At 73.0% G+C, this 25,935-nt stretch carries 23 protein-coding genes; 6 read left to right on the top strand and 17 right to left on the bottom strand.

Annotated features, from left to right (window positions below; all coding sequences use genetic code 11):
* Positions 1 to 491 precede the first annotated feature (491 nt).
* The 3 genes from K8612_RS34180 to msrA form a co-directional block, all read right to left on the bottom strand.
* Complete coding sequence (locus tag K8612_RS34180; protein WP_255672569.1) at positions 492 to 899, bottom strand: Gfo/Idh/MocA family oxidoreductase; 408 nt, start codon at positions 897 to 899, stop codon at positions 492 to 494.
* Positions 824 to 1,363, bottom strand: coding sequence for a Gfo/Idh/MocA family protein (locus K8612_RS39670; RefSeq protein WP_373692158.1), 540 nt, complete (start codon positions 1,361 to 1,363; stop codon positions 824 to 826). The genes K8612_RS34180 and K8612_RS39670 overlap by 76 nt, the downstream gene beginning before the upstream one ends.
* Before the next feature lie 535 nt (positions 1,364 to 1,898).
* Positions 1,899 to 2,555: a peptide-methionine (S)-S-oxide reductase MsrA gene (gene msrA, locus K8612_RS34170; RefSeq protein ID WP_223765312.1), complete on the bottom strand. Its 657-nt coding sequence runs from the start codon at positions 2,553 to 2,555 to the stop codon at positions 1,899 to 1,901.
* 112 nt (positions 2,556 to 2,667) lie between these two features.
* Here msrA and K8612_RS34165 point away from each other — a divergent pair, with 112 nt between their 5' ends.
* The gene (locus K8612_RS34165) at positions 2,668 to 4,296 is read left to right on the top strand and encodes a Sapep family Mn(2+)-dependent dipeptidase (RefSeq protein WP_223765311.1); all 1,629 of its coding nucleotides are present in this window, start codon (positions 2,668 to 2,670) and stop codon (positions 4,294 to 4,296) included.
* A gap of 7 nt (positions 4,297 to 4,303) precedes the next feature.
* Here the strand turns inward: K8612_RS34165 and K8612_RS34160 are convergent, their stop codons facing one another.
* Entirely contained in the window at positions 4,304 to 6,334 is a 2,031-nt protein-coding gene (locus K8612_RS34160; protein WP_223765310.1) for an ATP-binding protein, read from the bottom strand.
* A 263-nt stretch (positions 6,335 to 6,597) separates the two neighbouring features.
* Here K8612_RS34160 and K8612_RS34155 point away from each other — a divergent pair, with 263 nt between their 5' ends.
* Positions 6,598 to 7,560: an ornithine cyclodeaminase family protein gene (locus K8612_RS34155; protein ID WP_223765309.1), complete on the top strand. Its 963-nt coding sequence runs from the start codon at positions 6,598 to 6,600 to the stop codon at positions 7,558 to 7,560.
* A gap of 17 nt (positions 7,561 to 7,577) precedes the next feature.
* Here K8612_RS34155 and K8612_RS34150 read toward each other — a convergent pair whose 3' ends face one another.
* From K8612_RS34150 to K8612_RS34140, 3 genes are all read right to left on the bottom strand, one after another.
* Positions 7,578 to 8,765, bottom strand: coding sequence for a tetratricopeptide repeat protein (locus K8612_RS34150; RefSeq protein ID WP_223739613.1), 1,188 nt, complete (start codon positions 8,763 to 8,765; stop codon positions 7,578 to 7,580).
* Positions 8,766 to 8,888: 123 nt separating this feature from the next.
* Positions 8,889 to 9,827 (bottom strand): hypothetical protein, encoded by a 939-nt coding sequence (locus K8612_RS34145; RefSeq protein ID WP_223765308.1) that lies wholly within the window; start codon positions 9,825 to 9,827, stop codon positions 8,889 to 8,891.
* 117 nt (positions 9,828 to 9,944) lie between these two features.
* Positions 9,945 to 11,474, bottom strand: coding sequence for an FAD-binding oxidoreductase (locus tag K8612_RS34140; RefSeq protein WP_223765307.1), 1,530 nt, complete (start codon positions 11,472 to 11,474; stop codon positions 9,945 to 9,947).
* A gap of 149 nt (positions 11,475 to 11,623) precedes the next feature.
* Between K8612_RS34140 and K8612_RS34135 the strand changes: the two genes are divergently transcribed.
* On the top strand, positions 11,624 to 11,923 hold the full coding sequence (locus K8612_RS34135; protein ID WP_223739610.1) for a hypothetical protein: 300 nt from the start codon (positions 11,624 to 11,626) through the stop codon (positions 11,921 to 11,923).
* On the opposite strand, the gene K8612_RS34130 is transcribed toward K8612_RS34135, so the two are convergent.
* Together K8612_RS34130 and K8612_RS34125 are read right to left on the bottom strand one after the other, a co-directional pair.
* On the bottom strand, positions 11,924 to 12,646 hold the full coding sequence (locus K8612_RS34130; protein WP_223765306.1) for a hypothetical protein: 723 nt from the start codon (positions 12,644 to 12,646) through the stop codon (positions 11,924 to 11,926).
* 113 nt (positions 12,647 to 12,759) lie between these two features.
* The gene (locus tag K8612_RS34125) at positions 12,760 to 13,686 is read right to left on the bottom strand and encodes an NmrA/HSCARG family protein (protein ID WP_223765305.1); all 927 of its coding nucleotides are present in this window, start codon (positions 13,684 to 13,686) and stop codon (positions 12,760 to 12,762) included.
* Positions 13,687 to 13,845: 159 nt separating this feature from the next.
* Here K8612_RS34125 and K8612_RS34120 point away from each other — a divergent pair, with 159 nt between their 5' ends.
* Positions 13,846 to 14,451 (top strand): hypothetical protein, encoded by a 606-nt coding sequence (locus tag K8612_RS34120; RefSeq protein ID WP_223739607.1) that lies wholly within the window; start codon positions 13,846 to 13,848, stop codon positions 14,449 to 14,451.
* A gap of 10 nt (positions 14,452 to 14,461) precedes the next feature.
* Here the strand turns inward: K8612_RS34120 and K8612_RS34115 are convergent, their stop codons facing one another.
* The 8 genes from K8612_RS34115 to K8612_RS34080 all read right to left on the bottom strand — a co-directional run bounded on the left by K8612_RS34115 (position 14,462) and on the right by K8612_RS34080 (position 23,224).
* Positions 14,462 to 14,866, bottom strand: coding sequence for a DUF2203 domain-containing protein (locus tag K8612_RS34115; protein ID WP_223739606.1), 405 nt, complete (start codon positions 14,864 to 14,866; stop codon positions 14,462 to 14,464).
* 118 nt (positions 14,867 to 14,984) lie between these two features.
* On the bottom strand, positions 14,985 to 15,743 hold the full coding sequence (locus K8612_RS34110; protein WP_223765304.1) for a hypothetical protein: 759 nt from the start codon (positions 15,741 to 15,743) through the stop codon (positions 14,985 to 14,987).
* Between the two features lie 105 nt (positions 15,744 to 15,848).
* Positions 15,849 to 18,266: a PAS domain S-box protein gene (locus K8612_RS34105; RefSeq protein WP_223765303.1), complete on the bottom strand. Its 2,418-nt coding sequence runs from the start codon at positions 18,264 to 18,266 to the stop codon at positions 15,849 to 15,851.
* Positions 18,267 to 18,403: 137 nt separating this feature from the next.
* Positions 18,404 to 19,123 (bottom strand): c-type cytochrome, encoded by a 720-nt coding sequence (locus K8612_RS34100; protein ID WP_223765302.1) that lies wholly within the window; start codon positions 19,121 to 19,123, stop codon positions 18,404 to 18,406.
* Positions 19,120 to 20,358, bottom strand: coding sequence for a hypothetical protein (locus K8612_RS34095; protein WP_223765301.1), 1,239 nt, complete (start codon positions 20,356 to 20,358; stop codon positions 19,120 to 19,122). Before K8612_RS34095 ends, K8612_RS34100 begins: the two co-directional genes overlap by 4 nt.
* Positions 20,355 to 21,002, bottom strand: coding sequence for a hypothetical protein (locus tag K8612_RS34090; RefSeq protein ID WP_306799773.1), 648 nt, complete (start codon positions 21,000 to 21,002; stop codon positions 20,355 to 20,357). The genes K8612_RS34095 and K8612_RS34090 overlap by 4 nt, the downstream gene beginning before the upstream one ends.
* A complete protein-coding gene (locus K8612_RS34085) occupies positions 20,999 to 22,285 on the bottom strand; it encodes a hypothetical protein (protein ID WP_223765300.1) in 1,287 nt (428 codons plus the stop codon). Before K8612_RS34085 ends, K8612_RS34090 begins: the two co-directional genes overlap by 4 nt.
* Before the next feature lie 165 nt (positions 22,286 to 22,450).
* Positions 22,451 to 23,224: a hypothetical protein gene (locus K8612_RS34080; protein ID WP_223765299.1), complete on the bottom strand. Its 774-nt coding sequence runs from the start codon at positions 23,222 to 23,224 to the stop codon at positions 22,451 to 22,453.
* Between the two features lie 278 nt (positions 23,225 to 23,502).
* Between K8612_RS34080 and K8612_RS34075 the strand changes: the two genes are divergently transcribed.
* On the top strand, positions 23,503 to 24,681 hold the full coding sequence (locus K8612_RS34075) for a cyclic nucleotide-binding domain-containing protein (RefSeq protein WP_223739599.1): 1,179 nt from the start codon (positions 23,503 to 23,505) through the stop codon (positions 24,679 to 24,681).
* A gap of 82 nt (positions 24,682 to 24,763) precedes the next feature.
* Positions 24,764 to 25,933, top strand: a complete 1,170-nt coding sequence (locus tag K8612_RS34070; protein WP_223765298.1) for a cyclic nucleotide-binding domain-containing protein — start codon at positions 24,764 to 24,766, stop codon at positions 25,931 to 25,933.
* Positions 25,934 to 25,935: the final 2 nt, after the last annotated feature.

Genomic DNA, 25,935 nt, shown 5'->3' with positions numbered 1-25,935 from the left:
TGCCCGCTCGGGTGCAGCCGCCCCAGCGCGATATCGCGTTCGATTTGCGCTTCCACGTACGCCACGAGTCCTCGCCGTTCCATCCCCATCCCCCTCCTCGTTCCAGCATCGCCATCCCACCACAGGGGTCTGACATGGACGTGCGGCCCACCTTCCGCATCGCGGACTTGCCGGGCCCGCCCCCGGGCGGCGGGCGGCGAAAACCTGTCCGACTGTCGGACAGGTTTTGAGGCAACCGGTCCCGGGCGGGGGCCTCTGTCCGTGCCCCACCTTGGCGGTCGCGCACGCACGGCGTCACGACCCATGCGGCGGAAGCGGGGCCGACAGTCGGACAGGTTTCGGGGGAACCGAGCCCGGGCAGATGCCTCTGCCCGGTTTCCGCCCTGCCGTCCGTGCACGCACCCCATCGCCGCGCTCCGTGAGGCGTGCGTCCTCGCGGAGAACTTCGGGTCGCGGGGTTTGTTCACGGACCGCTGGCGGCCTGGTGGGGCTCAGCCTTCTTCTTTGGGAGGCGGGCTGCGGAATGCATCCAGCTTCTTCACGGCCTCCAGCTTCACGGCCTTGCCCTCTCGAGCGGAGCGGTAGAGCGCTTCAATGATGCGCATGTCCGCGAGGCCTTCCTCGCCCGGCGTGTGCGGGATGACGTTCTCCTGCACGCAGCGCGAGAAGTGGTCCATCTCTCTGGCGAACTGGCTGGGCTGGCTGAAGCCGCGCTCCACCGTGTCGTTCGCCTTGGGGAAGGACTTGGACTTCAGGCCCACGCGCAGGCGCAGCCCGCTGTAGGCGAAGCCGGGGTCCATGGACGCCCAGCCGTCCGTGCCCATCAGCCGCAGATCCTTGGTCTCGTGCGTGCTGTAGTGGCTGGTGCAGTGCGCCTGGAAGCCGGAGGGGAAGCGCATGTGGAAGGCGAGGGACTCCTCCACCTCCTTGAAGCGCGGGTCGTTGGGGGGCTGTGGCTGAAGCCCATCACCTCCGTGGGCTCCTCGCCGCTGAAGTAGCGCGCGGCGGAGAGGCAGTAGATGCCCACGTCCGCCAGGGCGCCGCCGCCAGCGAGTGCCTTCTTGTGGCGCCACTGGTTGGGCTCGCCCTGGTTCTGGCCGTTGTTGGCGGTGAAGGGCTTGAGCGTGCCCAGTTCCTTGTCGCACGCCATCTGGATGACCGCGCGGTGGTGCGGTTCGTACTGGAGGCGGTAGGCGATGCCCAGCTTGCGGTCCGCCTTCTTGCAGGCGTCGATCATCTGCCGGCACTCCGCAGATGAGTTGGCCATGGGCTTCTCGCAGAAAACGTGCTTGCCCGCCTGCGCCGCGCGCACGGTGAACTCCGCGTGCATGCTGTTGGGCAGGACGATGTAGACGGCCTGCACTTCTGGAGTGCCTTTGATTTGATCAAAAGACTTGTAGTCGTAGAGGCCTTCGCGCGGTCTCCGCTCACCAACGCTACCAGCCTGCCGCGCTTCATCTGTCCGAATGCGAGGAGGAGCTCCTCGAGCGACAGGTGGCCCAGGCCCACCACGGCCCAGACCACGCGCTCGGATTCGGGCTGAGGGTTGGGCGGGCCGGGACGCTCGCGCTCGGTCTTGGCGAAGGTGTCCGGCAGCTTCACCTGCGGCGCGGCGGCGAGCGCCGGAGGCATCCACGCGCTCGCGGTGAGGAGTCCCCCCCGTGGCTCCCAGCATGCGCCTGCGGGTCCACAGCCGGGGTGCGTCGTCCATCATGCGCGGGCCTCCTCCGTGCCTCGCGTCATGCCGCGAGGGGGGCGTCAGCCCATCGCACGCGATGGCACACCAGGGCAGCGGAAGCATGGCCCGCGTGTGGTGCGGGACAGCGAGGAGACGACGGGCGTTGAGAAGCATGCGGGGCCCGTGTCCGGAAGAGCGCGGGCCCCGCTTGACGCAGACGTCAGGCGCTGACGCCCACGCCGATGGGGCAGCTCACGCCGGTGCCTCCGACGCCGCAGTAGCCGCCCGGGTTCTTCTGCAGGTACTGCTGGTGGTAGTCCTCGGCGTAATAGAAGGCCGGCGCCGGGAGGATTTCCGTGGTGATGCCTCCCAGGCCCTTCGCGTTGAGCGCGCCCTGGTACGTCTGGCGCGTCTCCTCCGCGGCGCGCTTCTGCGCGTCGTTCGCGTAGTAGATGCCGGAGCGGTACTGGGTGCCCGCGTCGTTGCCCTGGCGCATGCCCTGCGTCGGGTCGTGGTTCTCCCAGAAGACCTTCAGCAACTGCGCGTACGTGACCTTCGCCGGGTCGTACACCACGCGCACGACCTCATTGTGGCCCGTGAGCCCCGAGCAGACCTCTTCGTATGTGGGGTTCGGCGTCAGCCCCCCCGCGTAGCCCACCGCCGTGGAGTACACGCCCGGCACCTGCCAGAACTTGCGCTCCACCCCCCAGAAGCAGCCCATGCCGAAGACGGCTGTTTCAAAGCCCTCCGGCACCGGCCCCTTCAGCGGGGTGCCCAGCACGGTGTGCTTCTGCGGAACCGGCATCTCCTGCGGACGGCCCGGCAGCGCCTCCTGCGGAGTGGGGAGCCTCAACTTCTTCGGGGACGTGAAGAACATGCTCTAGCTTTAGCCCCGGGCCTCCCCGTTTTCACGCCCGGCGCACGCCCGCCCACCCGCCCCCCTTCCCACCAGGAATGCCCCGTCCCCCCGACGGTTTCCCAGGCCTCCCATGCGCACCCGCCTCCTCGCCGCCCTCTGCCTCCTGGCCCCCTCCGCCGCCCTCGCCGCCAGGGACCCGCGCTGCGCCGGCAAGCCCGCCGCCCGCGCCGCCCGCTTCTCCGACACCGCCCTGAAGGGCACCTCCGCCGCGGAGCGTTACGCCGCCTATGTCCAGGCCTGTGCACTGGATGACGTGGTGGCCCTCACCCAGACCCTTGTCCGCTTCAAGACGGTGAGCAGCGAGGCCCCCGCCGCGAAGAACCCGGAGGTGGCCGCCATGGGCCGCGCCCTGGAGGCGTGGGCGAAGCAGCGCGGCTTCGGCTTCCGCACCGTGGGCGCCAACGACGTCTTCGAGCTGTCCTGGGGCGAAGGCGAGCCGCTGCTGGGGCTCGTGTTCCACGGCGACGTCGTCCCCGCGCCCGCCCATGAGTGGAAGCGCGCTCCCTTCAAGCCGGTGGTGGAGAAGGGCCGCCTGTACGGCCGCGGCGTGGAGGACGACAAGGGCCCCATCGCCTCCGGGCTCGTCGCGCTGGCCATGGCGAAGGACCTGGGCCTCAAGCCGCAAGGCAAGGTGCTGGTCATCATCGGCAACGGCGAGGAGAGCGACTGGAACGGGATGAAGCAGTACGCGGACACGCAGCCCAAGCCCACGCATGTCATCTCCGTGGACTCCGGCTACCCCGTGATGGCCGCGCAGTCCGGCTTCGTCGCGTGGACGCTGGAGGCCCCCGTGGGCGCCGCGCTCGCCACGCCGAAGGAGGGCACCGTCGCGCGCGCCGTGGACGTGAGCGCGGGCGAGTTCCTCACCCAGGTGCCCGGCACCGCCACGTTGAAGCTCGAACCCGTGAAGGGCCAGACGCCGGAGACGGTGCTCGCCGCGGTGAAGGCCGCCATCGCGCAGGAGTCCTCCTCCCGCAAGAAGCTGAAGGCCGAGGCGAAGCGCGAGGGCAGCGCGGTGGTGCTCACCACCCACGGCGTGGCGGTGCACTCGTCCACCGCGGACGAGGGCCACAACGCGCTCTGGGACATGTCCGCCGTGGCCTCGCGTCTGTCATTGGAGGACAACGGCGTCGCGGCGCTGCTGCGCGTGGTGGCGAAGCGCTTCGACGGCGACCACCACGGCGAGAAGCTGGGCCTGAAGTACCAGGACGCGCTGATGGGGCCGCTGCTCGTGGCGCCCACCGTGCTGCGCGTGAAGGACGGCACCGTGTCCCTGGGCGTCAACATGCGCCGGCCCCAGGGCCAGGACGCGGCGGCCTTCAACGCGTCGCTGGACGCCGCCGCGAAGCGCGTGGGCGAGGACTCCGGCGGCCAGGTGAAGGAGGGCGCCGGCCGCTACCTGGGCGACCCGCACGTGGCGGACACGTCCGGCCCGCTGGTGAAGACGCTGATGGACATCTACCAGCGGCAGCGCAAGGCGCCGGACGCGGTGCCCGGCTCCATCCGCGGCGGCACCTACGCGCGGCTCTTCCCTCGCGCCGTGGACTTCGGGCCCGCGTTCCCCAACGAGCCCTACACCGGCCACGCCCCGGACGAGTCCATCGCGCTGGAGACGCTGGACCTGAGCACGCGCATGCTCGCGGAGGCCGTGCACACGCTCGCCATCGCGCCCACGTCCGAGGTGAAGGCCTCGCCCTGACGGCGGCTCACGGCTTCAGGTAGCCCCGGGGCGGGGGGACGCGGGGCCAGCGCACGGTGAAGGTGGTGCCGCCCCCGGCGGCGGTCTCCACGCGGACGCTGCCCCGGTGCACCTGGACGATCTCGTTCACGATGTAGAGCCCCAGCCCCAGGCTGCGGTGCTTGTTGCCCACCCGGGGCACGCTCGACTGCTTGAACGGGTCGAACAGGTGCGGCAGCAGCTCCGGCGGGATGGGCTCGCCCTCGTTGCGCACCCGCATCACCACGTCCGCGGCTTCCGCCGTGAGCGTGGTGACGACGGGCGTGTCGTTCCTCGCGTGTTGCAGCGCGTTCACCACCAGGTTGCCCAGCACCTGCGTCACCCGGTCCGGGTCCCAGTCCCCCCACAGGTCGTCCCCGTGCACCTCCAGCACCAGGGGCCGCTCCGGGTAGACGACCTGGAGCTCCTCCAGCATGCCCTGGCACAGCTCCTCCATGTTCACGTGCTGGCGCGTCACCGGGATGCCTCCGCCCAGGCGGCTGCGCGCGAAGTCGAGGATGTCGTTGATCATCCGCGTCATCCGCGCCGTGGCCTTGCGGATGCGGTCCACGGAGCGGTGTGCCGTCGCGTCCAGCCCGGGGACCTTCCCCAGCATGAAGGCGGACGCGTTCACCGCGTGCAGGGGGTTGCGCAGGTCGTGGCCCAGGACGGCGATGAGCTCCTCGCGGAAGTCGATGGCCTGCTGGAGCGCTCCCTCCGCGCGCTTGTGGTCGGTGATGTCCACCACCGTGGAGCCCACGCCGAGCAGCACCCCGTCCGGGGTGCGCACCGGGAAGTAGTCCGCGCGCCAGATGCCCGCGCGGCCCCGCACCGGATCCGGCCCTTCGAGCAGCACGTCCTGCACGGGCTGCCCGGTCTCCAGCACCTGCCGCAGCGAGTGCTCGATGGCGCCCACGGAGCGGGTGCGGACCATGTCGTGCAGCGTGCGGCCCCGGTGGTCCTCCACGGGCCTGCCGTTGAGCCGCGCGAGCGTGCCGTTGATGCGCAGGTAGCGCAGGTCCGGACCCAGGAACGCGATGCCCACGGGCGACGCCTCCAGGAGCGAGTCCAGCAGCGCCAGCGACCGCTCGGCCTCCTTGCGCGCCTCGTGCTCGCGCGCGTGCAGCTCCGTCTGGGCGATGTGCGCGGAGGCCCGCTGCGCGACGGCGTGGAAGAGCAGCACGTCCGAGTCGGAGAAGGCGAAGGCCGTGCGCGAGCCCATGTACGCCATGCCCAGCAGCCGCTCGCCGTCCATCAGCGGCAGGCCGTACAGCGCGCGCAGCCCCGCGCGGCGCAGCGGCCCGAAGAGGACGCGGGGGTCCGTGGCGGCCGAGCGGACGAAGAAGGGCCGCCGCTCCAGCGCCGCCTGCCCGCTCACGCCCAGGCCCACCGGCACGCGCAGGCCCATCACCTCGTCCGTGCTCAGGCCCACCGAGGCGCGCACCACCAGCGCGTCGCCCTCCAGCAGCATCACCGCCGCGGTGTCCACGGTGAGCGCGGACTCCATCAGCCGGGTGAGCAGGCGCTCCAGGAGCGTCTCCATGTCCGGGTCGTCCAGCGTCGCCTCGGACATGCGGTCCAGCGTCTGGAGGATGCGCTGCTTCATGTCCCAGAAGAGCGTCATCGTCCGGGTGACCACCCGGTCGAGCGTCTCCTCCAGCCGCGTGAGGTCCCCGGGCCGCAGCCGCTGCTCCTGTGCCTCCAGCCGGTGGAGGATGCAGCGGCGCAGGAGCGCGTACTCCCGGGCCACCTCGCCCAGGTTGAAGCCCGCGTCCAGCCGGGCCGCCGCGTGCGCCGCCTCCAGGCGCTCGTCCATCGCCTCCGGCCCCAGCTCCATCGCGTCCGCCAGGGCGGCGAGCAGCTCCGGCATGTGGTCGATGAGCCAGGGCTGGCGGGCGGGGTCCTGCCCGCTCAGGACCTGCGCCACCGCCTGATGCCAGTCCGCCAGCAGCCCGTCGTGATTCGCGCGCAGGAACTCCGCCGCGGACAGGCGGGGACCGCCACGCGCATGCTCGTCCACGGAGTGTGAATCCGGCTCCTGCATCGCCCATCTCCCCGGGCCCTCGCCCGGTCGCGCCGCCCCTCGCGAAGAGTCTGCGCATGGCGCCCCCAACGCGCTTCACCCCCGCGTCGGAGGGAGGCGCGCCACGAGCCCCCGGCCGCCGGCTCCGGGCCCCGGACGCACCGCCCGGCGCGCCGTTCACCTTCATGCGCTCGGCCGGCCGTGGGGATGTTCGCGCCCCAGGACATGCGCACGCTCGGGTAGGGTGGCCATCACAAAGCATGCGCACCCTCCTGCTCAACCGCTCCGCCGTGGCCCGCAACATCCAGGCGCTCCTGCTCCTGGACGACCTGCGCGAGGCCTTCCGCACCGACGTCCTGGCCCGCACGGTGGCCCCGCAGCGGGTGCGCGCGCCGCTGCACTCGGAGGGCACCGCGCTGGTGCTCCTCCCCGGCTGCGTGCCCGGCATCCCCGCGTACACGGTGAAGGTGCACGCGAAGTTCCCGGGCCAGAAGCCCGCCATCCAGGGCGTGGTGCACCTGCACGACCTGGTGACGGGGGGGCTGCTCGCGGTGATGGACTCCGGCCACCTCACCGCCGTGCGCACCGGCGTGGTGGGCGCGCTGGCCGCGGACGTGCTGGCCCGGCCGGACGCCACGCGCGTGGCGGTGATTGGCGCCGGCCGCCAGGGCGTGCTCCAGCTCAAGCAGTTGCGGCTGGTGCGCACGCTCAGCCAGGTGCGCGTCTACGACACGAACGTCGAGCACGCGAACGCCTACGCGCGGCGCATGTACCAGGAGCTGAACCTGCCCGTGAGCGTGGAGACGTCCGTGGCGGAGGCCGTGGCGGACGCGGACATCGTGGTGACGGCGACGTGGAGCCACCAGCCCTTCCTGCACGCGGGCATGGTGCGGCCGGGCACGCACATCACCGCGCTGGGCGCGGACGAGCCGGGCAAGGCGGAGCTGTCCCAGGACCTGCTGGAGCAGTCGCTGTTCGTCTGCGACCACCGCGGCTTGAGCGTCTCCACCGGCGCGGCGGGCGCGGCGGGGCTCACGGAGGCCGCCATCCACGCGGAGCTGGGCGAGGTCCTCGCGGGCCTCAAGCCCGGGCGCACGTCCCAGGAGCAGGTGACGGTGTTCGCCGGGGTGGGCCTGCCCTTCCAGGACCTGGCCGCCGCCTGGCACGTGTATCAGGCGGCGACCGGCGACGAGGACGTGCCCACGCTCGACTTCGACGCGTAGCGCGGGCGCGGGCCTCCTCAGGCCCCGGACAGCGTCTTCGAGAGGCGCACGGCCTCCTCGTGCAGGTCGGTGTCCTCCGCCAGCGGCATGGCGAGCACCTTCTGCACCAGCTCCTTCGCCTTCTGCTCCTGGCCCAGGCGCGCCTGCGCGAGCGCCAGGTTGAGCAGCGGCTCCGGGCGGTCCGGGGCGCGGCGCACGGCCTCCTCCAGCACCGTCACCGCGCGCGGCAGGTGCGTGTCCGCCGGCTCCGCGGGGACGCGCAGGAGCAACTGGCCCAGGTTGTTCGCCGCGCGCCAGCCGTCCGGCGCCAGGCCCATGCCCTGCTCGTACGCGGCGATGGCCTTGTCGTACGCGGGCGGCTCCTGCGACTCGAAGCAGGTGGCCTCGGCCATCTTCAGGGACTCGCTGGCGACGCCCAGCGACGCCATGGTCTGGCACAGGTGCCGGGCCTGCTCGATTTGACCGCGCGCCAGCATGAGCTGCGCCAGGTTCGCCTGGGCGTCCGCGTCCTTCGGGCGCTGGGCCGCGAGCGCGGAGGCCGCCTGGTAGGACGTGCGCAAATCACGCAGCGCCATGGACAGCACCGTCACGGACGCGAGCAGGCGCGGCTGGTTGGGCACCGCCTTGAGGCCCTGCTCCAGCACCTTGCGCGCCTCCACCAGCTTGTCCTGGGCGGACAGCGCGTGCGACAGGCTCAGGTACGCGGGCACGAAGCGCGGCGCCAGCGTGAGGACGTCGCGCAGCGTGGCGAGCCCGGCGTCCGCCTGGCCCGCCTCCAACTGCACCTGGCCCAGCCGGTAGCGGAACACCGGGTTCTGGGGCGCCAGCTTCGCGGCCTGGGACAGGGCCTCCAGCGCCTGGGGCGCCTTGTCCTGCTTGATCAGCATCATGCCCTTGCCGAAGTACGCCTCGGCGCGGTTGGGCTCCACCGCGAGCACGCCCTGGTAGGCCTTGAGGGCGGCGTCGAGCTGACCCTTCTGGGCGGCGATGTTCGCGCGCACGAGGCCGGTCTCCGCCGTGGCGCCCTGGGACTCCGCCTTGGCGAGCAGCGCTTCGGCCTGGGGCACCTTGTTCTCCACGAGCGCCAGCTTGGCCATCACCACCAGTGCGTCGCGGTGGTGGGGGTTCTTCGCGAGGAGCTTCTCGGCCTCGGCCCTGGCCTGGGCCACCTGACCCTGCGCGAGGAGGGTTTCCAGAGAGTTCATGATGGAAAGTGTCCCCCAGGGGGCGGGGGCTGTCGAGCAACGGGGAAAAAGGAAGGGCCTCGCCCGGATGGACGAGGCCCTGGGAAGAGCATCAGGTGGAAGGCGGCCGGACGCGGCCCGCCGCTACCACTTGCTCAGCGCGTCCTTGATGCCTTCACCGACGTTCTTGATGCCCTCGCCGACGTTCTTGATGCCCTCGCCGACGTTCTGCACCGCGTTGCCCACGCCCTCGACGGCGGCCTTGGCGGCGTCGCCCACCTTGCCCACGTCGACGGAGAAGCCGAACTCCACGCTGGCGCCGATGCCCAGCGCCGCGCCCACGTCGAAGTTGGCGGACAGCTTGCCGTCCTTCAGGCCGACGTTGGCCTCGAACTCCACGCCGATGCCGGCGAAGGCCTCGGCGCCGGCCGTGACGGTCGCGGGGCCAATCTCCTGGGTGACCTCCGCGCTGGCGCGGGCGCCGGCGAAGGCCTCACCATGCACGGAGGCGGCGGCCTGGCCGTGCAGCGGGTCCAGCACCACCTGACCCGTGGCGGTCGCCTCGGCGCCCACGTTGCCCTCGGCGCCCCACTCGGAGCGGCCCAGCGCGCTGTCCGCGTGGCCTTCCACGGAGCCGCGCACCAGGTCGGCGCGCGCGTCCACGGAGCCCTGCGCGCCAATCTTGCCGTGCAGCGGATCCACGGAGACGCTGCCCTGCGCAGCCACGTCCGCCGTCAGCACCTGGCCTTCCACCGTGTTGTGGAAGTTGCCGTTCACGTCACCGGAGGTGTGCGAACCGGAGGCCGCGGTCCAGCTCTTGTTCCACTCACCGGAGGCCACCGTCTTGTCGAAGCGGCTGGTCTCCAACTGCTTCTGGATGTCCGTGGTGGTGCTGGGGTTGGCCTGGTTGCTGGTGGTGACGCGGTTGCCCTGCACGCCGCGGTTCAGGTCGATCGTCGCCTCGCCCTGGGCCCGGTTCTGCGTCTGGGCCTGCACCTCGCGGCGCACCTGCGTCCCGTTGGCCGGAGGCGTCGTCGTGGTGTTCCGGAACACGGGGCGGTAGCGGTTGGTCTCGATGGACATGGAGGAGGGCTCCGGCGGCGCGAGGCGCGGTGGGAAATCTTGTGACTTGAGAGAGTATCGGCGCCCCACCCGATAAAGTTTCCGCGCCTCTTTTTTCTTTCTGATCCGCTCGCGCCCTCAGGGCTCGGATCTCCCGGGAGCCAGGATTCCCTCGGGATCGAACGCCGCCTTGAGCCGCCTTCGCACCTCCGCGGAGTCGTCCCGCACGGGCAGTGCGGTGTCTTGCGCCTGGAGTCCGGCTCGGGTCAGGTGGTAGCCGGCGTCCGCCAGCTCGCGGGTGAGGGCGCGGTAGCAGGCCTGGGCGCGGGCGTCCTCGCCGCGCACGTCCCGGTCATAGGCGAGCGCGGTGACCAGGTAGACGCAGCGCGGGGAGTGGGCGAGCAGCGCCAGGTTGGGCTCGAACCCGAAGAGGCGGGGGACGCGGTCGGCGATGTCCGTGGCGCGCTTCGCCTCCGGGCCGGTGAAGGGGACGGCGACGGAGCACCAGATGAAGCCGCAGCGGTCGCGGTCCGGGTTCGGATCCTCCGGCCTGGGCGTGCGCTTGCGCCAGTAGGCCATGGCGAGGTTGGTCTCGGTGGGGACGCCCTGGAGCGTGCCTTCGCCAAAGGGGGCCACCGGGCCGAAGGACAGGGGGCGGAAGGCGCCCTCCACGGCGCGCGCGAGCCGCTTCTCCAGCAGGGCGCCCAGCTCCGCGTCCGGGGCGGTGAGGGTGCCGCTGATGGCCCAGCGGCCGAAGCCCTCGCGCAGCTTCTCGCGGGCCCACTCGGGCAGCGGCGCGCGGCCCACGGAGGGGTAGGGGAACTGCTGGGTGATGCTGTAGGCCTTGATGTCGTTCCAGAAGAAGAAGCTGCCCTTGAGCGTGCCGTCCAGGGCCAGGGCCTGGAGCCGGTCCACCATGTCCCAGAGCTGGGCGTCGTCGTTCACGGCGCAGAAGAAGTCGCGCAGCCAGGGCTGCTTGCGCGCCAGCCAGAACGTCATCCGCGTCACCACGCCCAGCGACGACTGGCTGAAGAGGCCGTCCAGCACCGGGCCCAGGCCCCAGCGGAAGACGGGGGCGGCGCGGGCGCCGGGGAAGCGCGCGTGGCCCGTCTCCACGCGCTCGCCCGTGGGGAGCACGGCCTCCAGCGCGCACACGTGCTGGAAGATGTCCGCGTTGGGGCCGGCCCCGTCGCCGCGCTCCAGCGCGTTGCCCACCATGCTCGCGTCCGGCGAACCGCCGATGGTGGTGATGAACGTGGAGGAGCCCTTGTCGCGCAGGTACGCATAGGCCTGGCGGAACGTCACGCCGGGCTCCACGGTGAGGTACGCGAGCTGCTCGTCGTGCGCGAGCACGCGGTTCATGCGCCCCAGGTCCAGCAGCACGCTGCCGTCGCCGGGAGGCACGCGCGAGCCGTAGCCCCAGTTGCGGCCGGCGCTCACCGGGTACACCGGCACGCGGTGCGCGGTCGCGACGCGCAGGCACGCCTGCACCTGCGCCGTGTCCGCCGGCCGCACGATGGCGGGGATGCGCTGGGTGGTGGCGAAGGTGGCCGTCTGGGCGGCCTCCAGCGCTTCGGGGTCCAGGATGACGTGCGCTTCGCCCACGGCCTCCCGCCACGCGGCCAGGGCCGCCTGGAGGTCCGGCGCCTTCGCTTCGGTCTGGTTCACGGCGCCGCAGTATGCCCGCGCGGGCGTGCCCCCGCTGGCCCCCCGGGCGGCGAGCGGGCGGGCGGGCCCCGGGCGGGGAGGGTCGCCGGGTGGACACCGGCCGTGGTCGCCCCCTGCCGCGTGTTCATCTTCGGCGTGGGGAGGTGTTCATGATCGGCTTCATCGCGTCGCGCAGCGGACGGTGGGTTCGGATTCTGGCGGGCACGGGCATGGTCCTGGGCGGACTGGGCGCGGGCACGGCCCGGGGCGCGGCGGTGGCGCTGACGGGCCTGGTGCCGCTGCTCGCGGGCGCGCTGGACCTGTGCCTCCTGGGGCCGCTCATGGGCCTGCCCCTGCGGGGCGCGGACCTGCGGCGCGCGCTGGGGCAGCCGGAGGACGCGCCGCTGCTCGACCTGGCGCACGACGGGGGGCGCTCTCCGTACGCGCCGCCCAGCACGCTGCTGCACTAGCTACTTCGTGCTCACCTGGAAGGGGATGGCGAGCGAACCGAACGGCTCGTCCGTCTGGGCGTCCACCAGCTTCACCTGGAGCGTCACCGCGTTCTCGCGGCGGGCCACGCCCTGGAAGTAGAGGAAGCCCTCCTGCGTGCCGCCGGGCTCCAGCGTGCCCTCTGGCAGCGCGTTGTTGAGCATGTCCTCGGTGGGCAGCGGCTGCTCGTAGTAGTACGGCGGGCCGTAGTAGGGCCCGTAGAAGGAGTTGCCCCAGCCCCAGGGGCCGTACCAGCCCGGTCCCCAGCCGCGGTAGGGCCCGTAGCCGTAGCCGCCGCCCACCCACACCCTGCCTCGGGGGTACATCGCCGGGGTGTAGCGCGCGGGCGCCTGGGAGTCCTCCGAGGACGTGGCCCGCCGCAGCGACAGGGGCGGCAGCGCGCTGTAGCGGAAGCGGGACTCCTGCCCCACCAGCGCGAAGTCCTTGTACTCGAGGCGGAGCGGGCGCTGCCCCTGGTTCTCCAGCCGGACGTAGACGGGGGTGACCCGGCGCTCCAGGTCGGACGGCGAGCCCTGCCACGCCGAGCCGTCCGCCGTGAGCCGCACGCCGTCCGCCTCCGTGATGGCGCTGCTCTTGCCGCCCTGGAGGACTCCCGCTTCCGGCACGGGCCGCAGCTTCGTCTCCGCCGCGCAGCCCGCCATCAGCATCAGCCCCAGGGCCCCCACTCCCAATGCTCCACGCATCGCATGCCTCCTCGTCCTTCAAGGTAGGGCGTGCGGCGTTCAGGGGATGACATGCCCTGTGCTCCACCCCGGGCAGCGGGCGGGCGGGTCAGGGCCTCCAACCGCGCGCCCCTTCAGGGCTGGGGCGTCACCGGCTCGGCGGCGGTGGCGGGCCAGGCGGGCGCGTTGACGAAGTCCCAGTCCTGATGGCGCGCCCAGGTCTCGAAGGTCTGCCAGCCCACGCGCGGGTGGCTGTTGCGCAGGGTGAGGATGTCCGCGTGGTAGCCCACGCGGTCGAGCCACTCGAACATGGCCGCCAGGTCCTCGCTCTGCCGCTGGAGCTGGTCCAGGGGAACCTGCTCGTAGTGGATGCGGTGGCCGCTCACCATGGAGAGCAGCGCGGCGGCCTGCTGGCCCGTCACCTCGTCGGAGGCGACCTCGATGCGCTCGCCGATGAAGCGCTCCGGGTCCCCCAGCACCTGCAGCGCGAAGCCGGCCAGGTCCTCCACCGCCACCATCTGCAGGCCGCGCGTCGGGGGCAGCGCCAGGGCCAGCCGCCCCTGGGCCAGCAGGTCGCGCGTGGGCGGGTGGAGGAGGTTCTCCATGAAGTAGGCGGGGCCCAGGATGGTGAAGGGCATGTCCCGCCGCCGCAGGTACAGCTCCACGGCGTGCTTGCTGTCGAAGTGCGGGATGCCGGTGAGCTGCGACGCGCCCGCCACGGACGAGTACACGAAGTGCCGGACGTTGGCGCGCTTCGCCGCGTCCGCCAGGTTCTTGCCGTGCTGGACCTCCGCGTCCACGCCGCCCGCGCCGAAGGGCGTGGCCATGGCGTAGACGGCGTCTACGCCGCGCATGGCGCCCTCCAGGGAGACGGGGTCGTCGAAGTCGCCCTGGGCCAGGGTGACGCCGGGCCTGCGCAGGGCGCGGGCGGCCGGGGCGTCCGCGTCCCGCACCAGCGCCACCACGTGGTGACCCCGGTCGGCGAGCTTGCGGAGGACGGCGCCGCCCTGTTGGCCGGTGGCGCCAGTGACGAGCACGGTGATGGAGAAATCCACGGGCATGGGTTCAGACCTCCGGACGCGACGTGTCACGGAAAACTGGAGACGCCCCCTGCCAATGGCGAGGCCTGGAAGCCGCAGTGTCCTCCCCCGAGCACAGGCTCCCGAGGCAGGCAGGCGACCTGAGGGGAGGGGCAGGCGGCGTGGCATCCTCCCGGCCCCATGAGCAAGCGTGACACGCCCCCGTCCTCCGAGCTGGTCTCCGCCGCCCAGGCGCTCGACGCAGAGCTGCTGCGCTTCGAGGCGCTGGCGGAGCAGTTGAAGGAGTCGCCCCTGACGTCGGAGAAGCACTTGGAGCGCGCGTCGAAGACGCTCAAGGACCTGGCGGACCTGGACGACGCGCTCCGCCTTCGCGTGGGCGCGCTGGTGCAGGCCATCACCGGGGTGCGCAACCGGCAGCAGGCGCAGGCGGACGCGGTCAACGTGTGCGCGCAGGAGCTGCAGCAGCGCACGGAGGTGTTCAAGGACCTGCTCACGCGCTACGGGGCGTTGGGGCAGAGCGCGGCGGACCTCAACGGGCGCATGCAGGAGTTCGCGGCGCTGCGCCAGCAGGCCACGCGCACGGCGGAGGAGGACGCGCGGCTGACGGAGGTCTTCACCTCGCTCCAGGCGCGCATGGCGGAGGTGGCGGACGAGGCGGCCACGCTGACGCGCGCGGCGGAGGAGGCGAAGTTCACCGACATCGGCCGGCAGGCGGAGTCGCTGCGCCAGCAGTTGCTCTCCGCGCGCAACAAGCTGGCCCTGCTGCACCAGGGTGTATCGAAGTGACGGGGCGCGCTCAGCTCAGGTAGGTGGGCTCGAAGTCGTCCGGGCTGTCGATGGGGCGGCGCCCGGAGAAGCCGGCCTTCAGGTCGTGCCAGTGCGCCACGGTGTTCTCGCCGAAGCGCCAGCAGAGGTACACGGGCTCCTCGCCGCGCCGCGCGTGGAAGTCCACCAGGCCGTCCGCGCCTTTTATCTCCAGGCCCATCTCCTGGAGCGGGCCCAGCTCGCCGCGGATCCGCTCCAGCAGCTCGTCGCGCTCCTCGCGGAAGGAGCGCACCTCGGGGGTGTCGGGCGGGGCCTCCGGACCGTCCAGCACCTCCGCCAGCTTCTGCACGCGCTCCACCCAGGGGCGCACGCGCCCGAAGGTCTTCGTCAGCAACGGCACCAGCCGGCTGGCCTCTTCCACGCTGAAAAAGCGCATCGGAGGGACAGCATGCAGTGTGTGCCCTCCGCAGGCCACTCCCTTCAGGGTGGGGGTGGAGGGGCGGGGCACGGCGGCCGTGACATGTCCGGAACATGTCAACGGATGGGACGGGCGGTCACCCGCGCCGCAGCGATGACAGGTTTTCCAGGAGCCAGCGCCAGGCGGCCTCGCGCAGGGGGAAGGCGGCCTCGCGTTCCACGAAGGCGGGGGTGTGTTCCGCGGCGCAGCGGCCGGCGGCGTCGTGGGCGTCGGGGCCGGCGTCGGTGGCGGCGAGGTCCGCGTGCAGCAGGGCGTGGAAGACGATGAAGTCCACGACGAAGGCGGGCACGGTGGGGCGGTCCAGCGCGGGGTGGACGCGCACCTCGCGCAGGCGCGCGTCGTAGCCGCCCAGGTGGATGGTGCGGCGGGTGCGGCGCGCGGGGCGGCGGGCCCAGCCGACCTCCACGGCGTGCACGCGCCCGTCGAAGTACGCGGCGTCCAGCCGGGCGTGGACGGCCTTGAGGTCGAAGCAGCGGCCGCGCGTGCGCAGCGGGGCGCCGGGCCTGCGCTCGCGGCGCACCTGGCCGTGGTGGGCGTGGCTGAAGGCCTCCAGCACCTCGCGGGCGGCGGTGTCGCCGGACACGTAGAGGGCCAGGGCGCGCACCACGGTGTCGGGCGCGTCCAGGAAGAGGTGGTGCAGGCGCAGGCGCACGCCTTCGGGGAGGCGGCGGTAGCTCACCAGGGTGGCGCGGTTGTCCGTCAGGCGCAGGTGCACGGGCCGGCCCAGCAGGGCGGACACGCGCCGGGCCAGGTCCGCGGCCCGGACCAGCGCGTCCTCGCGGGACGGCAGCCGCGCGCGCGCCGGCTCACGCCCGGGCTCCGGGGCGTCGAACATCGCCATTTGTCCGGGCGGCGGACGCATCGAGGCAAAGGTAAGCCCTGCCCCCGCCCGCTGGCCAGGAGGATGCGGGGCCCCGTGTCCGGCGCCCTACGCGGGCCGTCAGGCCGTCGGAGGCGCGGGGTACCGCTTCGCGAGCGAGGCGATGACGGCGAGCAGCTCCCCGGGCTCCACCGGCTTGGGCACGTGGCTCTGGAAACCGGCGCGCAGCACGCGGGTGCGGTCCTCCGAGCGGGCGTAGGCCGTGATGGCCACCGCCGGGGTGTGGCCTCCCTCCTCCGCGGGCAGCGCGCGCACGCGCTCGATGAAGCCGTAGCCGTCCGTGCCCGGCATGCCGATGTCGGAGACGAGCACGTCCGGCTGCTCCGCCTGGAGCACCTGGAGCCCCTCCATCGCGGAGCCCGCGGTCACCACGTGGGCGCCGTTGTCCTCCAGGAGCGTGCGTAACAGCTCCCTCGCGTCCTCCTCGTCATCCACCACGAGCACGCGCACGCCGCCCAGCTCCGGCGGGGGCGAGGGGCCGCGCTCCGCCACGGGAGGCTTCGGCGACGGCGGCATGGCGGGGTCTCGCCGCTGCGTGACGGACAGGGGCAGCCGCACGGTGAACGTGGCGCCCCGGCCCTCGCCCTCGCTGGCGGCGGTGACGGTGCCGCCGTGCATCTCCACGATGTGCCGCACGATGGACAGCCCCAGCCCCAGCCCGCCCGTCTTGCGCGTGCTGCCGCTGTCGGCCTGGCGGAAGCGCTCGAAGACGTGGGGGAGGAAGGCCTCGGAGATGCCCTGGCCGGTGTCCTCCACGGTGAGCTCCACGAGGGAGTCCCGCCGGCACACCACCAGCCGCACGTAGCCGCCCCTGGGCGTGAACTTCACCGCGTTGGACAGCAGGTTCCACACCACCTGCTGGAGCCGGTGCGAGTCGCCCATCACGCTGCTGGAGGTGTCCACCGTGGCCCGCACCCCGATGTGGCGCGCGTCCGCCGCGGGCCGCACGGACTCGAGCGCCTGCTGCACCACCGCGGACAGGTCCACGGGCGCCACGTCCAGCTTGAGCTTGCCGGACACGATGCGGCTGACGTCGAGCAGGTCCTCGATGAGCTGCCCCTGCGAGCGCGCGTTGCGCTCGATGGTCTCCAGCGCGCGCTCCCGCCGGGGCGCGGGCAGGGTGCCGGTGCGCAGCAACTGCACCCACCCGAGGATGGCCGTGAGGGGCGTGCGCAGCTCGTGGCTGATGGTGGCGAGGAACTCGTCCTTGAGCTGGTTGGCCTCCTCGGCCTCTTGGCGCGCGGCGCTCTCCCGCGCGAGCAGGGCCTCGCGCTCCACCTCCGCCTGCTTGCGGTCGGAGATGTCGATGACGCTGCCGATGTAGCCCAGGAAGTGCCCCTCCGCGTCGTAGCGGGGCGAGCCGGTGTCCACGGCCCACCGGTACGCTCCATCCGCGCCGCGCAGCCGGTAGTCCAGGCGGAAGGGCCGGCGGGCGGCGTTGGACTCCGTGAAGGTCCGCTGGGTGCGCTCCAGGTCGTCGGGGTGGATGGCGTCGAGCCAGCCGAAGCCCAGGCCCGTGGCCTCCGTCTGGCCGGTGAGCGCGTACCAGCCCCGGTTCAGGTACGTCGTGGAGCCCTGCACGTCCGTCACCCAGAGCATCACGGGCGCGTGGTCCGCCATGTTGCGGAAGCGCGCCTCGCTGTCGCGCACGGCCTCCAGCAACTGCTCGCGCTCCCAGGCCACGGTCTTCTGCTCGGTGATGTCGCGCGCGGCGGAGTAGAGGAGGCCCAGCTCGAGCACGGGGCGCGAGGCCCACGCGAGCCACCGGTAGCTACCGTCCCGGGTGCGGAAGCGGTTCTGGAAGCGCAGGGTGGGGATGCCGTGGGACAGCTTGTGCATCTCCTCGCGGGTGGACGCCTGGTCGTCCGGGTGGACCAGGTCCATGAAGGGGCGCTGGTAGAGCTCCTCCTCGCTCCACCCGAGCACGTTGACGAAGTGCGTGTTCACGCGCTTGAAGTACCCGTCCAGGCCCGCGACGCAGAACATGTCCGGGGACAGTTGGAAGAAGCGCTCGCGGTCCTCGGCCTCGGCGTGGCGGCGCTCGGCGCTGCCGGACGCGAACGGGATGACGGCCTGGGCGAGCGCGTTGTCGATGCAGGCGTCGAGCACGCGCAGCCGCGGCAGCGGCACGTCCACGCCGGCGCGCTCGGCCCGGGCCAGGATGCAGTCGCGCAGGAGGCCGTATTCGCGCGTGAGCAGGGCCACGTCGGCGCCCAGGCGCAGGCGCTGCCGGCCGTGGGCTCCGGCGGCCTCGCTGTGCTGGAGCGGAGCGAGGCCATCCGCGCCCTCCTTCGCGTCCACGAGCGCGGCGTGGAGCTCATCGAGCAGGGCGGGCAGTGCGTCGACGAGCTGCTCGTGTGTCAGGCGCAGGGAGACGAAGAGGGGCGACGCCCGCGCGCACCAGTCCTCCAGGAGCGCCTCGCGGTCGGTGTCCAGCAGCTCGGCCAGGGACGCGGGGGAACGGCCCCGCGTGGGCACTGGCCCTTCCGGGGAAGGGCCCTGCTCCTGTGAACCCGACGAGGACATGAACGCCCTTGAGGTGCGGCGGCCGGGCTCGCATGGGCAGGGGCGGGATGCCCTGCGTCCCCCTCCTCGCCCGTGCACCGGCCGGACGGCTACAGCCCCAGGTACGTGAGCAGCGCGCCCAGGTCCGCGTCGGACAGGGCCTCCGTGCCGTAGAGCGGCATGTTGCCCCCCACGCCGAAGAACGGCCCGTGCCGCACCTTCTCGATGACCACCTGCGCGTGCGGGATGCCCGGGAAGGCCTCGTCGTAGTCGCGCGTCACCTCCGGCAGCACCGACGCCTGGTTCGTCAGCCGGCCCTCGCCCGTGTGCGTCGCGCCGTGGCAGCCCTGGCAGGCCGCCCGGTACACCGCCTCGCCTCGCGTGGCGTCGCCCCGGGGCACGTCCTGGATGTCCTTCACCACCGTGAACGGCAGCGCGGGCGCCTGCGCGTCCGGGCTGATGCGCGACAGGTACTCATACAGCGCGCGGGAGCGCGGCTCGTCCGCCTCCAGCTTCGTCACCCCGCGCATGAAGTTCACGTAGCAGAAGTTCACCGCGTCCAGCAGCCGCGTCTCGTTGCCGCCCCACCAGCTCGGCCGCGCCGCCACGTTGTACAGCGTGTGCCCTGAGTCGATGCGCCCGGCCGGCGCCGCCGGCGTCGTCACGTGGCACGTCGCGCACGAGAACGGGTTGTACTCGCTCGGCGACAGCCGCGCGTCCTGGAACAGCGCCTCCCCGTAGTCCGCCGCGGCCCGGGGCTCGTCCCCGCCGCCGCACCCGGCCAGCACGCCCACGAGCAGCGCCGCCACGCCCGCGCACAGGCCCCTCATGGCTGCCCCCGCAGCAGGCTCACCGAGTCCGGGAAGCGGCCCAGCTCCACCGTGGACACCACGGTGCCCTCCGCCAGGTCCACGACGTGCAACGTGCCCGGGCCGATGTGGTCCCCTTCGCAGACCGCCAGGCCGTGGCGCTCGTCCGGCGTCAGCATGAACTGGTGCACGTTGAGGCAGCCCGCCTGCGACAGTTGCACCGTGCGCGACACCGTGGACGTCGCCGCGTCGATGACCGCCACCGCGTCCTCCTGCCGATAGGGCAGGTACAGCGTGCGCCCGTCCCGGGTGAACGCGCCGAACATGGGCGCGCCGCGCAGGTACACCGTGCGCTCCGGGTTCATCGCGCGCGTCCCGGGCTCCAGCACCTGCACCTGCCTGCTCGCGAGCGAGCTGACCCACACGTCCCCCGTCGTGGGCGACACCGTCAGCGCGTACGGCTGGTGGCGCGGGCTCACCGCCGTGCCCGCGCCCGCCGCCACCTTCACGCGCGTCACCGGCATGCCCGCCGCCGCCAGGTCCACCACCGCGACCTCGTCCGACCAGCACGCCACGTACGCGGTGCGCTCGTCCGCGGACAGGCGCACCGCGTGCGGCGCGGGGCACACCTTCACCCGCTCCTTCACCGTCATCGTCTCCGCGTCGATGATGGCCATGCGCGCGACCATGGCCTCCTCCGGCCCGCCCTTGCGCGCCACGTCCGCGATGCGCAGCAGGTCGAAGTGCGTCTGGTACAGCGTGCGCCCGTCCGCGCTGACGATGACGTCCCCGGGGTTGGGGTCCACGCGCGCGGAGGCCACGAGCCGGTGGTCCTTCGCGCTCAGCTTCAGGCAGTAGCCGTCCGCCGTCCCCGTGCCGTGCGCGCCATGCGGACCCGAGCCGCCTCCGGGCACGTAGTTGGAGATGCCCACGTAGTAGAAGTCGCCCGAGGGCGACACCGCCGTGTGGTGCGGCCCCTCCAGCTCCACCGGGTGGAGCCCCACCGGCACGCGCGCCCGCTCGCCCCAGCCCGGCGTCCCCAGCCCGTCCAGGTCCAGCAGGCTCACGGAGTCATCCAGGCTGTTGGTCACCAGCAGCCGCCCGGACGGCCCCGGGGGAGGCACCGTCGTTCCTCCCCGCGTCCACGGGGAGGGATCCGCGTACGTCAGCGCGGGCACGCCCGGGCCCGGCTCCGGCGGTCCGGCCTCCGTGCACGCGGCCAGCGCCAGCGCGCAGAGCCAGGCCGCGCGCCTCACCTGGCCATCCCCACCGTGAAGGGCACGCCGGACCCCATCGTGTAGGGGCCCTCCGTGATGCGGTTCTGCACCAGGTACGCGCTCACCACCTGCACCGACAGCTCCTGGCCCGCCGCGTCCTTCACCGCCTGCCAGGAGCCGTCATCCAGTTGCCACTGCAACTCAGACGTCAACACCTGCGCGATGGGGCACTCGCGTCCCGGCGCGGACACCTTCACCCAGTAGAGGTCGCCCGTGTACGGCGGCAGGTGGGCCTCCGCGGTGGGCAGCACCAGGTTTCCCAGCCACGCGAGCACCGAGCGCTTCGGCTCGCGCGGGCGGCCCTGCATGAGGGGCGCCGTGCGGGCCGGGCGCTCCAGCGACGCGCGCAGCGGGGACGTCCACCGCCACAGCGGCGCGGACAGGTCCGTCCCGTACGCCTGGCCGGGCTCGGGCGACGTGAGCGTCACCGCGCGCGAGCTGTCCAGGGGCTGGTTGCGCGCATCCACCAGCGTGCGCCACGCCTCGTCCGTGGCGCCGCCCGCGTAGAGCGGCTCCTCGCAGTCGGTGGCCTGGGGCTCGGCGTCGTCATCACACGCGCTCAGGGCGAGCAGCGCGACCGCGGCGGTGCTCCACGTCAGGGACGTCTTCAGCTTCATGGTCATGGGGCCTCGCGCCGCCGGCCGCGGCGCAGCAAGGGAAGCAGGAACAGGGGAAGCAGCATGCCCCCGGGAGCGGCGGTGCAGCCAGGGGACGGCTTCGGCCCGGGGTCCACGGGCGTGCCCGCGTCGTCATCGGAAGGCTTCGCGCCGGCGTCCGGCACGCCCGCGTCCGGGGCGCCATCCGGGTAGAGCGGCGCGCCAATCGTCTCCGCGAGCTGGGGCCAGCGCGACGGGCACAGCTCGCGCACGGGCGTGCCCGCCGGGCACTGATGGCTGCCTTGAAGCTGCTCCAGGCTGAAGAGGGGCTCCCAGGTGGTGCCCTCGTCGCTGCTGCGCGCCAGCGACCAGTCATGGAGCCACGGCGAGCCGCAGCCGTAGAGGACGTCCCCCACGCGCGTCACGCACGCGTTGCCGGTGGGCAGCGCCAGCTTGGAGAAGGGGCCGCCCTGCTGGCTGCGGAAGAAGGCGTTGTACGTGGACACCCACGCGGTGCCGCCGTCGGCGGAGACGTCCATGTTGATGAACACGTCGTCGATGCCGGCGCCCGTGCGCGCGGTGAAGGTGCGCCCGCCGTCCGTGCTGTGCAGGATGTGCGTGGAGCCCTGCGCGGACACGCGCGCCCAGACGCCGAGCGGCTCCACCGGGTCCGTCGCCGTCACCACGAAGTCGAACGGGCGCACCAGGTCCGGGAAGGACTGCGGGGTCTCCTCCCACGTCTCGCCCGCGTCGTCGCTGCGGAACAGGTACATGCGCGCCGTGTCCGACCCGGACACGTAGAGCGTGCGGGGATGGGCGGTGGACACGCGCACGGCGGAGAAGAGGACCCCCGCGCGCTGGAGCGGGAGCGCCCGCCACGTCTCCCCGCCATCCTCCGAGCGGAACACCCCGTTCGTCGCCGTCGTGGAGCGGCCCGTGGCCACGTACAGCACCGCGTCATCCGTGGGGTGCGCCGCGAGCCCCGTCACCCAGGTGTCCTTGAACGCCGGGTGCGCCGCCCACGAGCACGCGCCGTCCTTCGAGGACAGGAGCGCGTTGCCGGTGGCCGCCAGCAGCGCCCCGGACTCGCGCCAGACGAAGGACTCCGGGCGCCAGCCGCCATACCCCATGGCATCCGGACACACCCAGCGCCACGTCCGCCCACTGTCGCGCGAGATGACCGCGCCGAAGGTGGCCCCCACGAAGAAGTCCTCGGGGTGGCCGCGCCGCAGCGTGACGTTGGACGTCTCCGGCAGGCCCGCGTGCCCCCACGCCGCGCCCGAGCCCACAAAGCCCAGGAGGCCGGCCACCGCCGCCCCCCGCCTACCCCCCGTGACTCGTCGCGTTCGCATCCGGCGCTCCGGGGCAGGCCTCATGGCCCCCCACGATAACGCCCGGCCCGCGCCTGCATAGCGGTGCGTGCGGCCCGGAGCCCGCCCCGGCCCGGAGCGCCCGGCAGGGGAGCGGGCGCGCGCTCAGCGCTCCCCGGCGGGCAGGTCCAGCACGGTGAGCGTGGCGATGCCCACGTTCGCCGTGAGGCCCGACGGCTGCACGCACGCCGCCAGCGTGGTGAGCGTGGGCACGGCGGTGACCAGGCGCACCCCGTGGCCCGCGTGGCGCCCGGAGTGGATGGTCCCCTCGGACGTGAAGACCTGCATCCCTCCGTCCACGAGCGCCTCCACGCGCTCCAGCGCCACGGAGGACTTCTCCCCGTTGGACCAGGTCACCGTGGCGGTGGACGTGCCGCCCGTGGTGCCGACGCAGGTCGCGCGCTTCAGGTGCTGCGTCTCCATCCCCACCGCCGTCATCACCACGCCGTCGTTGACGGGGCAGCCGCTGAACTGGAGCGACTCGCGCTGCATGGAGTTGCGGGGTGTGGTGAGCAACAGTCCGGGGCGGTAGGCCTGCTGGAGCGACCCGGAGCACACCACCACCGGCGCCTCCTCCAGCGTCCGCGCCGCGTCCGTCATCGACGCCGGCAGCTCCGCCTGCTCCAGCGCCTCCTCGCCCCACACCGCGTCATCCGCCGGGGCGGCGGCCCCCTCCGCGCCCGCCGCCCGCGCAGGGGCCTCGGCCTGCACCTGCGCCGGCGCCTCGGCCTGCGCCGGGGCCTCGGGTTCGTTGGCGCGGGCCGCTCCCGACGCGAGCAGCAGCAGGAAGCCGCCTCGCGCCAGGAGGTTCAGCGCGCGGCGCGGGTGGGACGACTCCAGGACCTTGAGGAAGCGGACGGAAGCGGGGCGCGACGTCATGGGCGAGACACCTTGGGTAGGGGTCCCTGGGGCAGGGATGCTTGAAGATGGGGAATCCCTCTCAATCCAGACAGCCACCCTGAAGCGCAGGGTTCGCGCGAACCCCAACCTCTCAGGTTTTGCGCATCTGATTCACGCGGTGGACACTCTGTCCGAGGCCCACCGCTCTTCACCGCGCTGGCTGGCTTTCCCTGTTTCAGGGTGCTACGGAATCAAGGTCCGGACCCAGGCGTGGACCCCCTTTGTCCGCCAGGGCGTCCGGGAGGAACGACAAGGCCGTGACTCCAGACGATTCGAACGTGGGCGACGTGGCCGTGGGCCCTGGCTCCAGCGTCACGCGAGGGGTGTGGGCGCGGGTGCTGAAGGGCGCGGTGGAGGACGCGGTGCGCGCCTACGAGGCGATGGGGGCGGGGCAGCGCGAGCGGGTCCTGGAGGAGGCGCTGGCGGTGCCGGCCGACACGCGGACCCGGCTGGTGGAGGTGCTGCGGCAGGCGCGCGACTTCGCGGGCGCGGCGCGGCTGTTGGAGGCGGATGGGGACGACGGGGGCGCGGCGCCGCTGTACGAACAGGCGGGAGCGCCGCTCCTGGCGGCGGAGGCGTGGCTGAGGGTGGGGGAGCAGGCCCGCGCGGCGGCGGCCTTCGAGCGGGCCGGCTCGCTGGAGCAGGCGCTGTCGCTGTACCAGGCGCTGGGCGCGCGCGAGTCGCTGGCGCACCTGTTGGGCCGCATGCACCGGCCCCTGGAGGCGGCGCAGGTGTTCCGGGTGCTGGGCAACGCGCACGCGGAGCTGGAGATGCTGCGCGCGGTGCCCGCGGACGACGCGCGGCGGCCGGAGGCGGTGCTGCGCATGTGCGAGCTGCTGGACGCGGAGGGCGCCACGTGGAGGGCGCTGGTGCTCCTGGCGGACGGCATCAAGCACGCGACGGGGGCGGGGCTGCTGCTGCTCCAGGCGGAGCAGGCGCGGCTGCTCCAGCAGTTGGGGCTCGCGTCGGCGCCGGAGGGCGCGGCCGCGGCGGAGAAGGCGCAGCCGGTGGTGGATGGCTATGGCTATCTGAAAGCCATTCCCATCTTCGATGGTCTGTCCTTGGAAGACATGCGCGACCTGTACCGGCTGGCGCGGCCGGTGCTGGTGCCGGCGGGGACGACGGTGCTGGAGAAGGGCGCGAAGGGGATGGGGCTGGTGGTGCTGCTGGAGGGCATGGTGAGCGTGTCCACCGGCCCGGGCCGGGACGCGCGCCAGCTCAACATGCTGGGGCCGGGCGCGTTCCTGGGCGAAATCTCCCTCATCCTGGACGGGCCGGTGTCCGCGCACGTGCGCGCGCACACGGTGGTGCGCGCCCTGCGCGTCACGCGGACGGACTTCCAATACTTCCTGGAGACGCACGAGGCCGCGGCCCTGCGCATCTACCGCCTCTTCACCCAGAGCCTGGCGGAGCGGGTGCGGGACCTGAGCAGTTGAAGGTCGGGGGTGTGACAAGGGACACCCCGCCGGGACCTCCGAACGGATGCGTGCGCCGCGCGGCTGGGCTACAGAGGCGCGCATGGCGGACTCCCCACACGCGCGGTCCCTGAAGGCCCAGGCGGCGACGCTCGCCGCGCAAGGGAAGCTGGAAGCGGCGCTGGCCGGCTACCAGGACGCCCTGCGCGCGGAGCCGGAGGACGCGGAGGTCCACCAGCGCGTCGCCGAGCTGCTGGAGTGGCTGGAGCGCAAGCCGGAGGCCGCCCACGCCTACGACGACGCGGCGCTCGCCTGGACCCGCGCGGGGGCGCTGCTGCGCGCGGTGGCCGCCTCGGTGCTGTCGCGGGGCCTGCGGGGCGCGCGTCCCAGGACGGTGCGCGCGCTGGCGGAGCGCTTCGCCCTGCCGCCCGGCGCGCTGGCCCCCACCTTCGCCTGGGTGCCCGACGGCAAGGACCCGGGCGTGCCCGTCCTGTCCGGCGTGGGGCGCGACGCCTTCGTGGCGCTGGTGGAGGCGCTGGAGGTGCGCGCCTTCTGGCCGGGCCAGCGCGTGGTGGAGGAGGGGCAGCCGGGCGACTCCATGTTCGCGCTGGTGGAGGGGCGCGCGGAGGTGACGCGCCGGGTGGAGGGCAACGCGCGCCAGGTCGTGGCCACGCTGGGGCCGGGGGACTTCTTCGGCGAGGTGGCGCTGGTGTCCGAAGGGCCCAGGCTGGCCAGCGTGGAGGTGCCTGAGCGCTCCGTGCTGCTGGAGTTCAAGCGCTCCTCCCTGGCCCGCGTCAGCGCGGCGCACCCGGAGGTGGAGGCGGCGGTGCAGGCCTTCTACCAGCGCCGGCTGGTGGACCACCTGCTGCGCACCAGCCCCCTGTTCACCAACCTGTCGCCCGCGCTGAAGCAGGCGATGTCGCGCGAGTTCGACCTGCGCGCCGTGCCCGCGGGCCAGGTGCTCCTCACGCAGGGGCAGCCGGGGGACGCCTTCTACCTGCTGCTGCGCGGCCAGGTGCAGTTGTCGCTGGAGCAGCCGGGCCGCATCGTGCTCCTGCCGGAGCTGCGCGAGGGCGACGTGTTCGGCGAAATCTCCCTGCTGCTGGACAAGCCCGTGTCCGCGACGGTGCGCACGAAGACGCCCTGTGTCGTCCTGCGCCTGGAGCGCGCCGCCTTCGAGCGGCACGTCGTGAGCCAGCCCGGCCTCAAGGGCCAGCTCATGCGCATGGGCACGGAGCGCCTCCAGCAGACCGCCAGGGCGCTCTTCGTCTGAAG

Origin of the sequence: Corallococcus sp. AS-1-6 (assembly GCF_020037015.1) — a bacterium.
GTDB lineage: Bacteria > Myxococcota > Myxococcia > Myxococcales > Myxococcaceae > Corallococcus.
This window is presented reverse-complemented; position numbering and strand designations above follow the sequence as displayed.

Excerpts from the sequence above, each read along its gene's own strand:
- K8612_RS34180 (WP_255672569.1), bottom strand. The coding sequence starts at position 899 with ATGCGCTTCCCCTCCGGCTTCCAGGCGCACTGCACCAGCCACTACAGC.
- msrA (WP_223765312.1), bottom strand. The coding sequence starts at position 2,555 with ATGTTCTTCACGTCCCCGAAGAAGTTGAGGCTCCCCACTCCGCAGGAG.
- K8612_RS34165 (WP_223765311.1), top strand. The coding sequence starts at position 2,668 with ATGCGCACCCGCCTCCTCGCCGCCCTCTGCCTCCTGGCCCCCTCCGCC.
- K8612_RS34155 (WP_223765309.1), top strand. The coding sequence starts at position 6,598 with ATGCGCACCCTCCTGCTCAACCGCTCCGCCGTGGCCCGCAACATCCAG.
- K8612_RS34150 (WP_223739613.1), bottom strand. The coding sequence starts at position 8,765 with ATGAACTCTCTGGAAACCCTCCTCGCGCAGGGTCAGGTGGCCCAGGCC.
- K8612_RS34145 (WP_223765308.1), bottom strand. The coding sequence starts at position 9,827 with ATGTCCATCGAGACCAACCGCTACCGCCCCGTGTTCCGGAACACCACG.
- K8612_RS34135 (WP_223739610.1), top strand. The coding sequence starts at position 11,624 with ATGATCGGCTTCATCGCGTCGCGCAGCGGACGGTGGGTTCGGATTCTG.
- K8612_RS34130 (WP_223765306.1), bottom strand. The coding sequence starts at position 12,646 with ATGCGTGGAGCATTGGGAGTGGGGGCCCTGGGGCTGATGCTGATGGCG.
- K8612_RS34125 (WP_223765305.1), bottom strand. The coding sequence starts at position 13,686 with ATGCCCGTGGATTTCTCCATCACCGTGCTCGTCACTGGCGCCACCGGC.
- K8612_RS34120 (WP_223739607.1), top strand. The coding sequence starts at position 13,846 with ATGAGCAAGCGTGACACGCCCCCGTCCTCCGAGCTGGTCTCCGCCGCC.
- K8612_RS34115 (WP_223739606.1), bottom strand. The coding sequence starts at position 14,866 with ATGCGCTTTTTCAGCGTGGAAGAGGCCAGCCGGCTGGTGCCGTTGCTG.
- K8612_RS34110 (WP_223765304.1), bottom strand. The coding sequence starts at position 15,743 with ATGTTCGACGCCCCGGAGCCCGGGCGTGAGCCGGCGCGCGCGCGGCTG.
- K8612_RS34100 (WP_223765302.1), bottom strand. The coding sequence starts at position 19,123 with ATGAGGGGCCTGTGCGCGGGCGTGGCGGCGCTGCTCGTGGGCGTGCTG.
- K8612_RS34090 (WP_306799773.1), bottom strand. The coding sequence starts at position 21,002 with ATGACCATGAAGCTGAAGACGTCCCTGACGTGGAGCACCGCCGCGGTC.
- K8612_RS34080 (WP_223765299.1), bottom strand. The coding sequence starts at position 23,224 with ATGACGTCGCGCCCCGCTTCCGTCCGCTTCCTCAAGGTCCTGGAGTCG.
- K8612_RS34070 (WP_223765298.1), top strand. The coding sequence starts at position 24,764 with ATGGCGGACTCCCCACACGCGCGGTCCCTGAAGGCCCAGGCGGCGACG.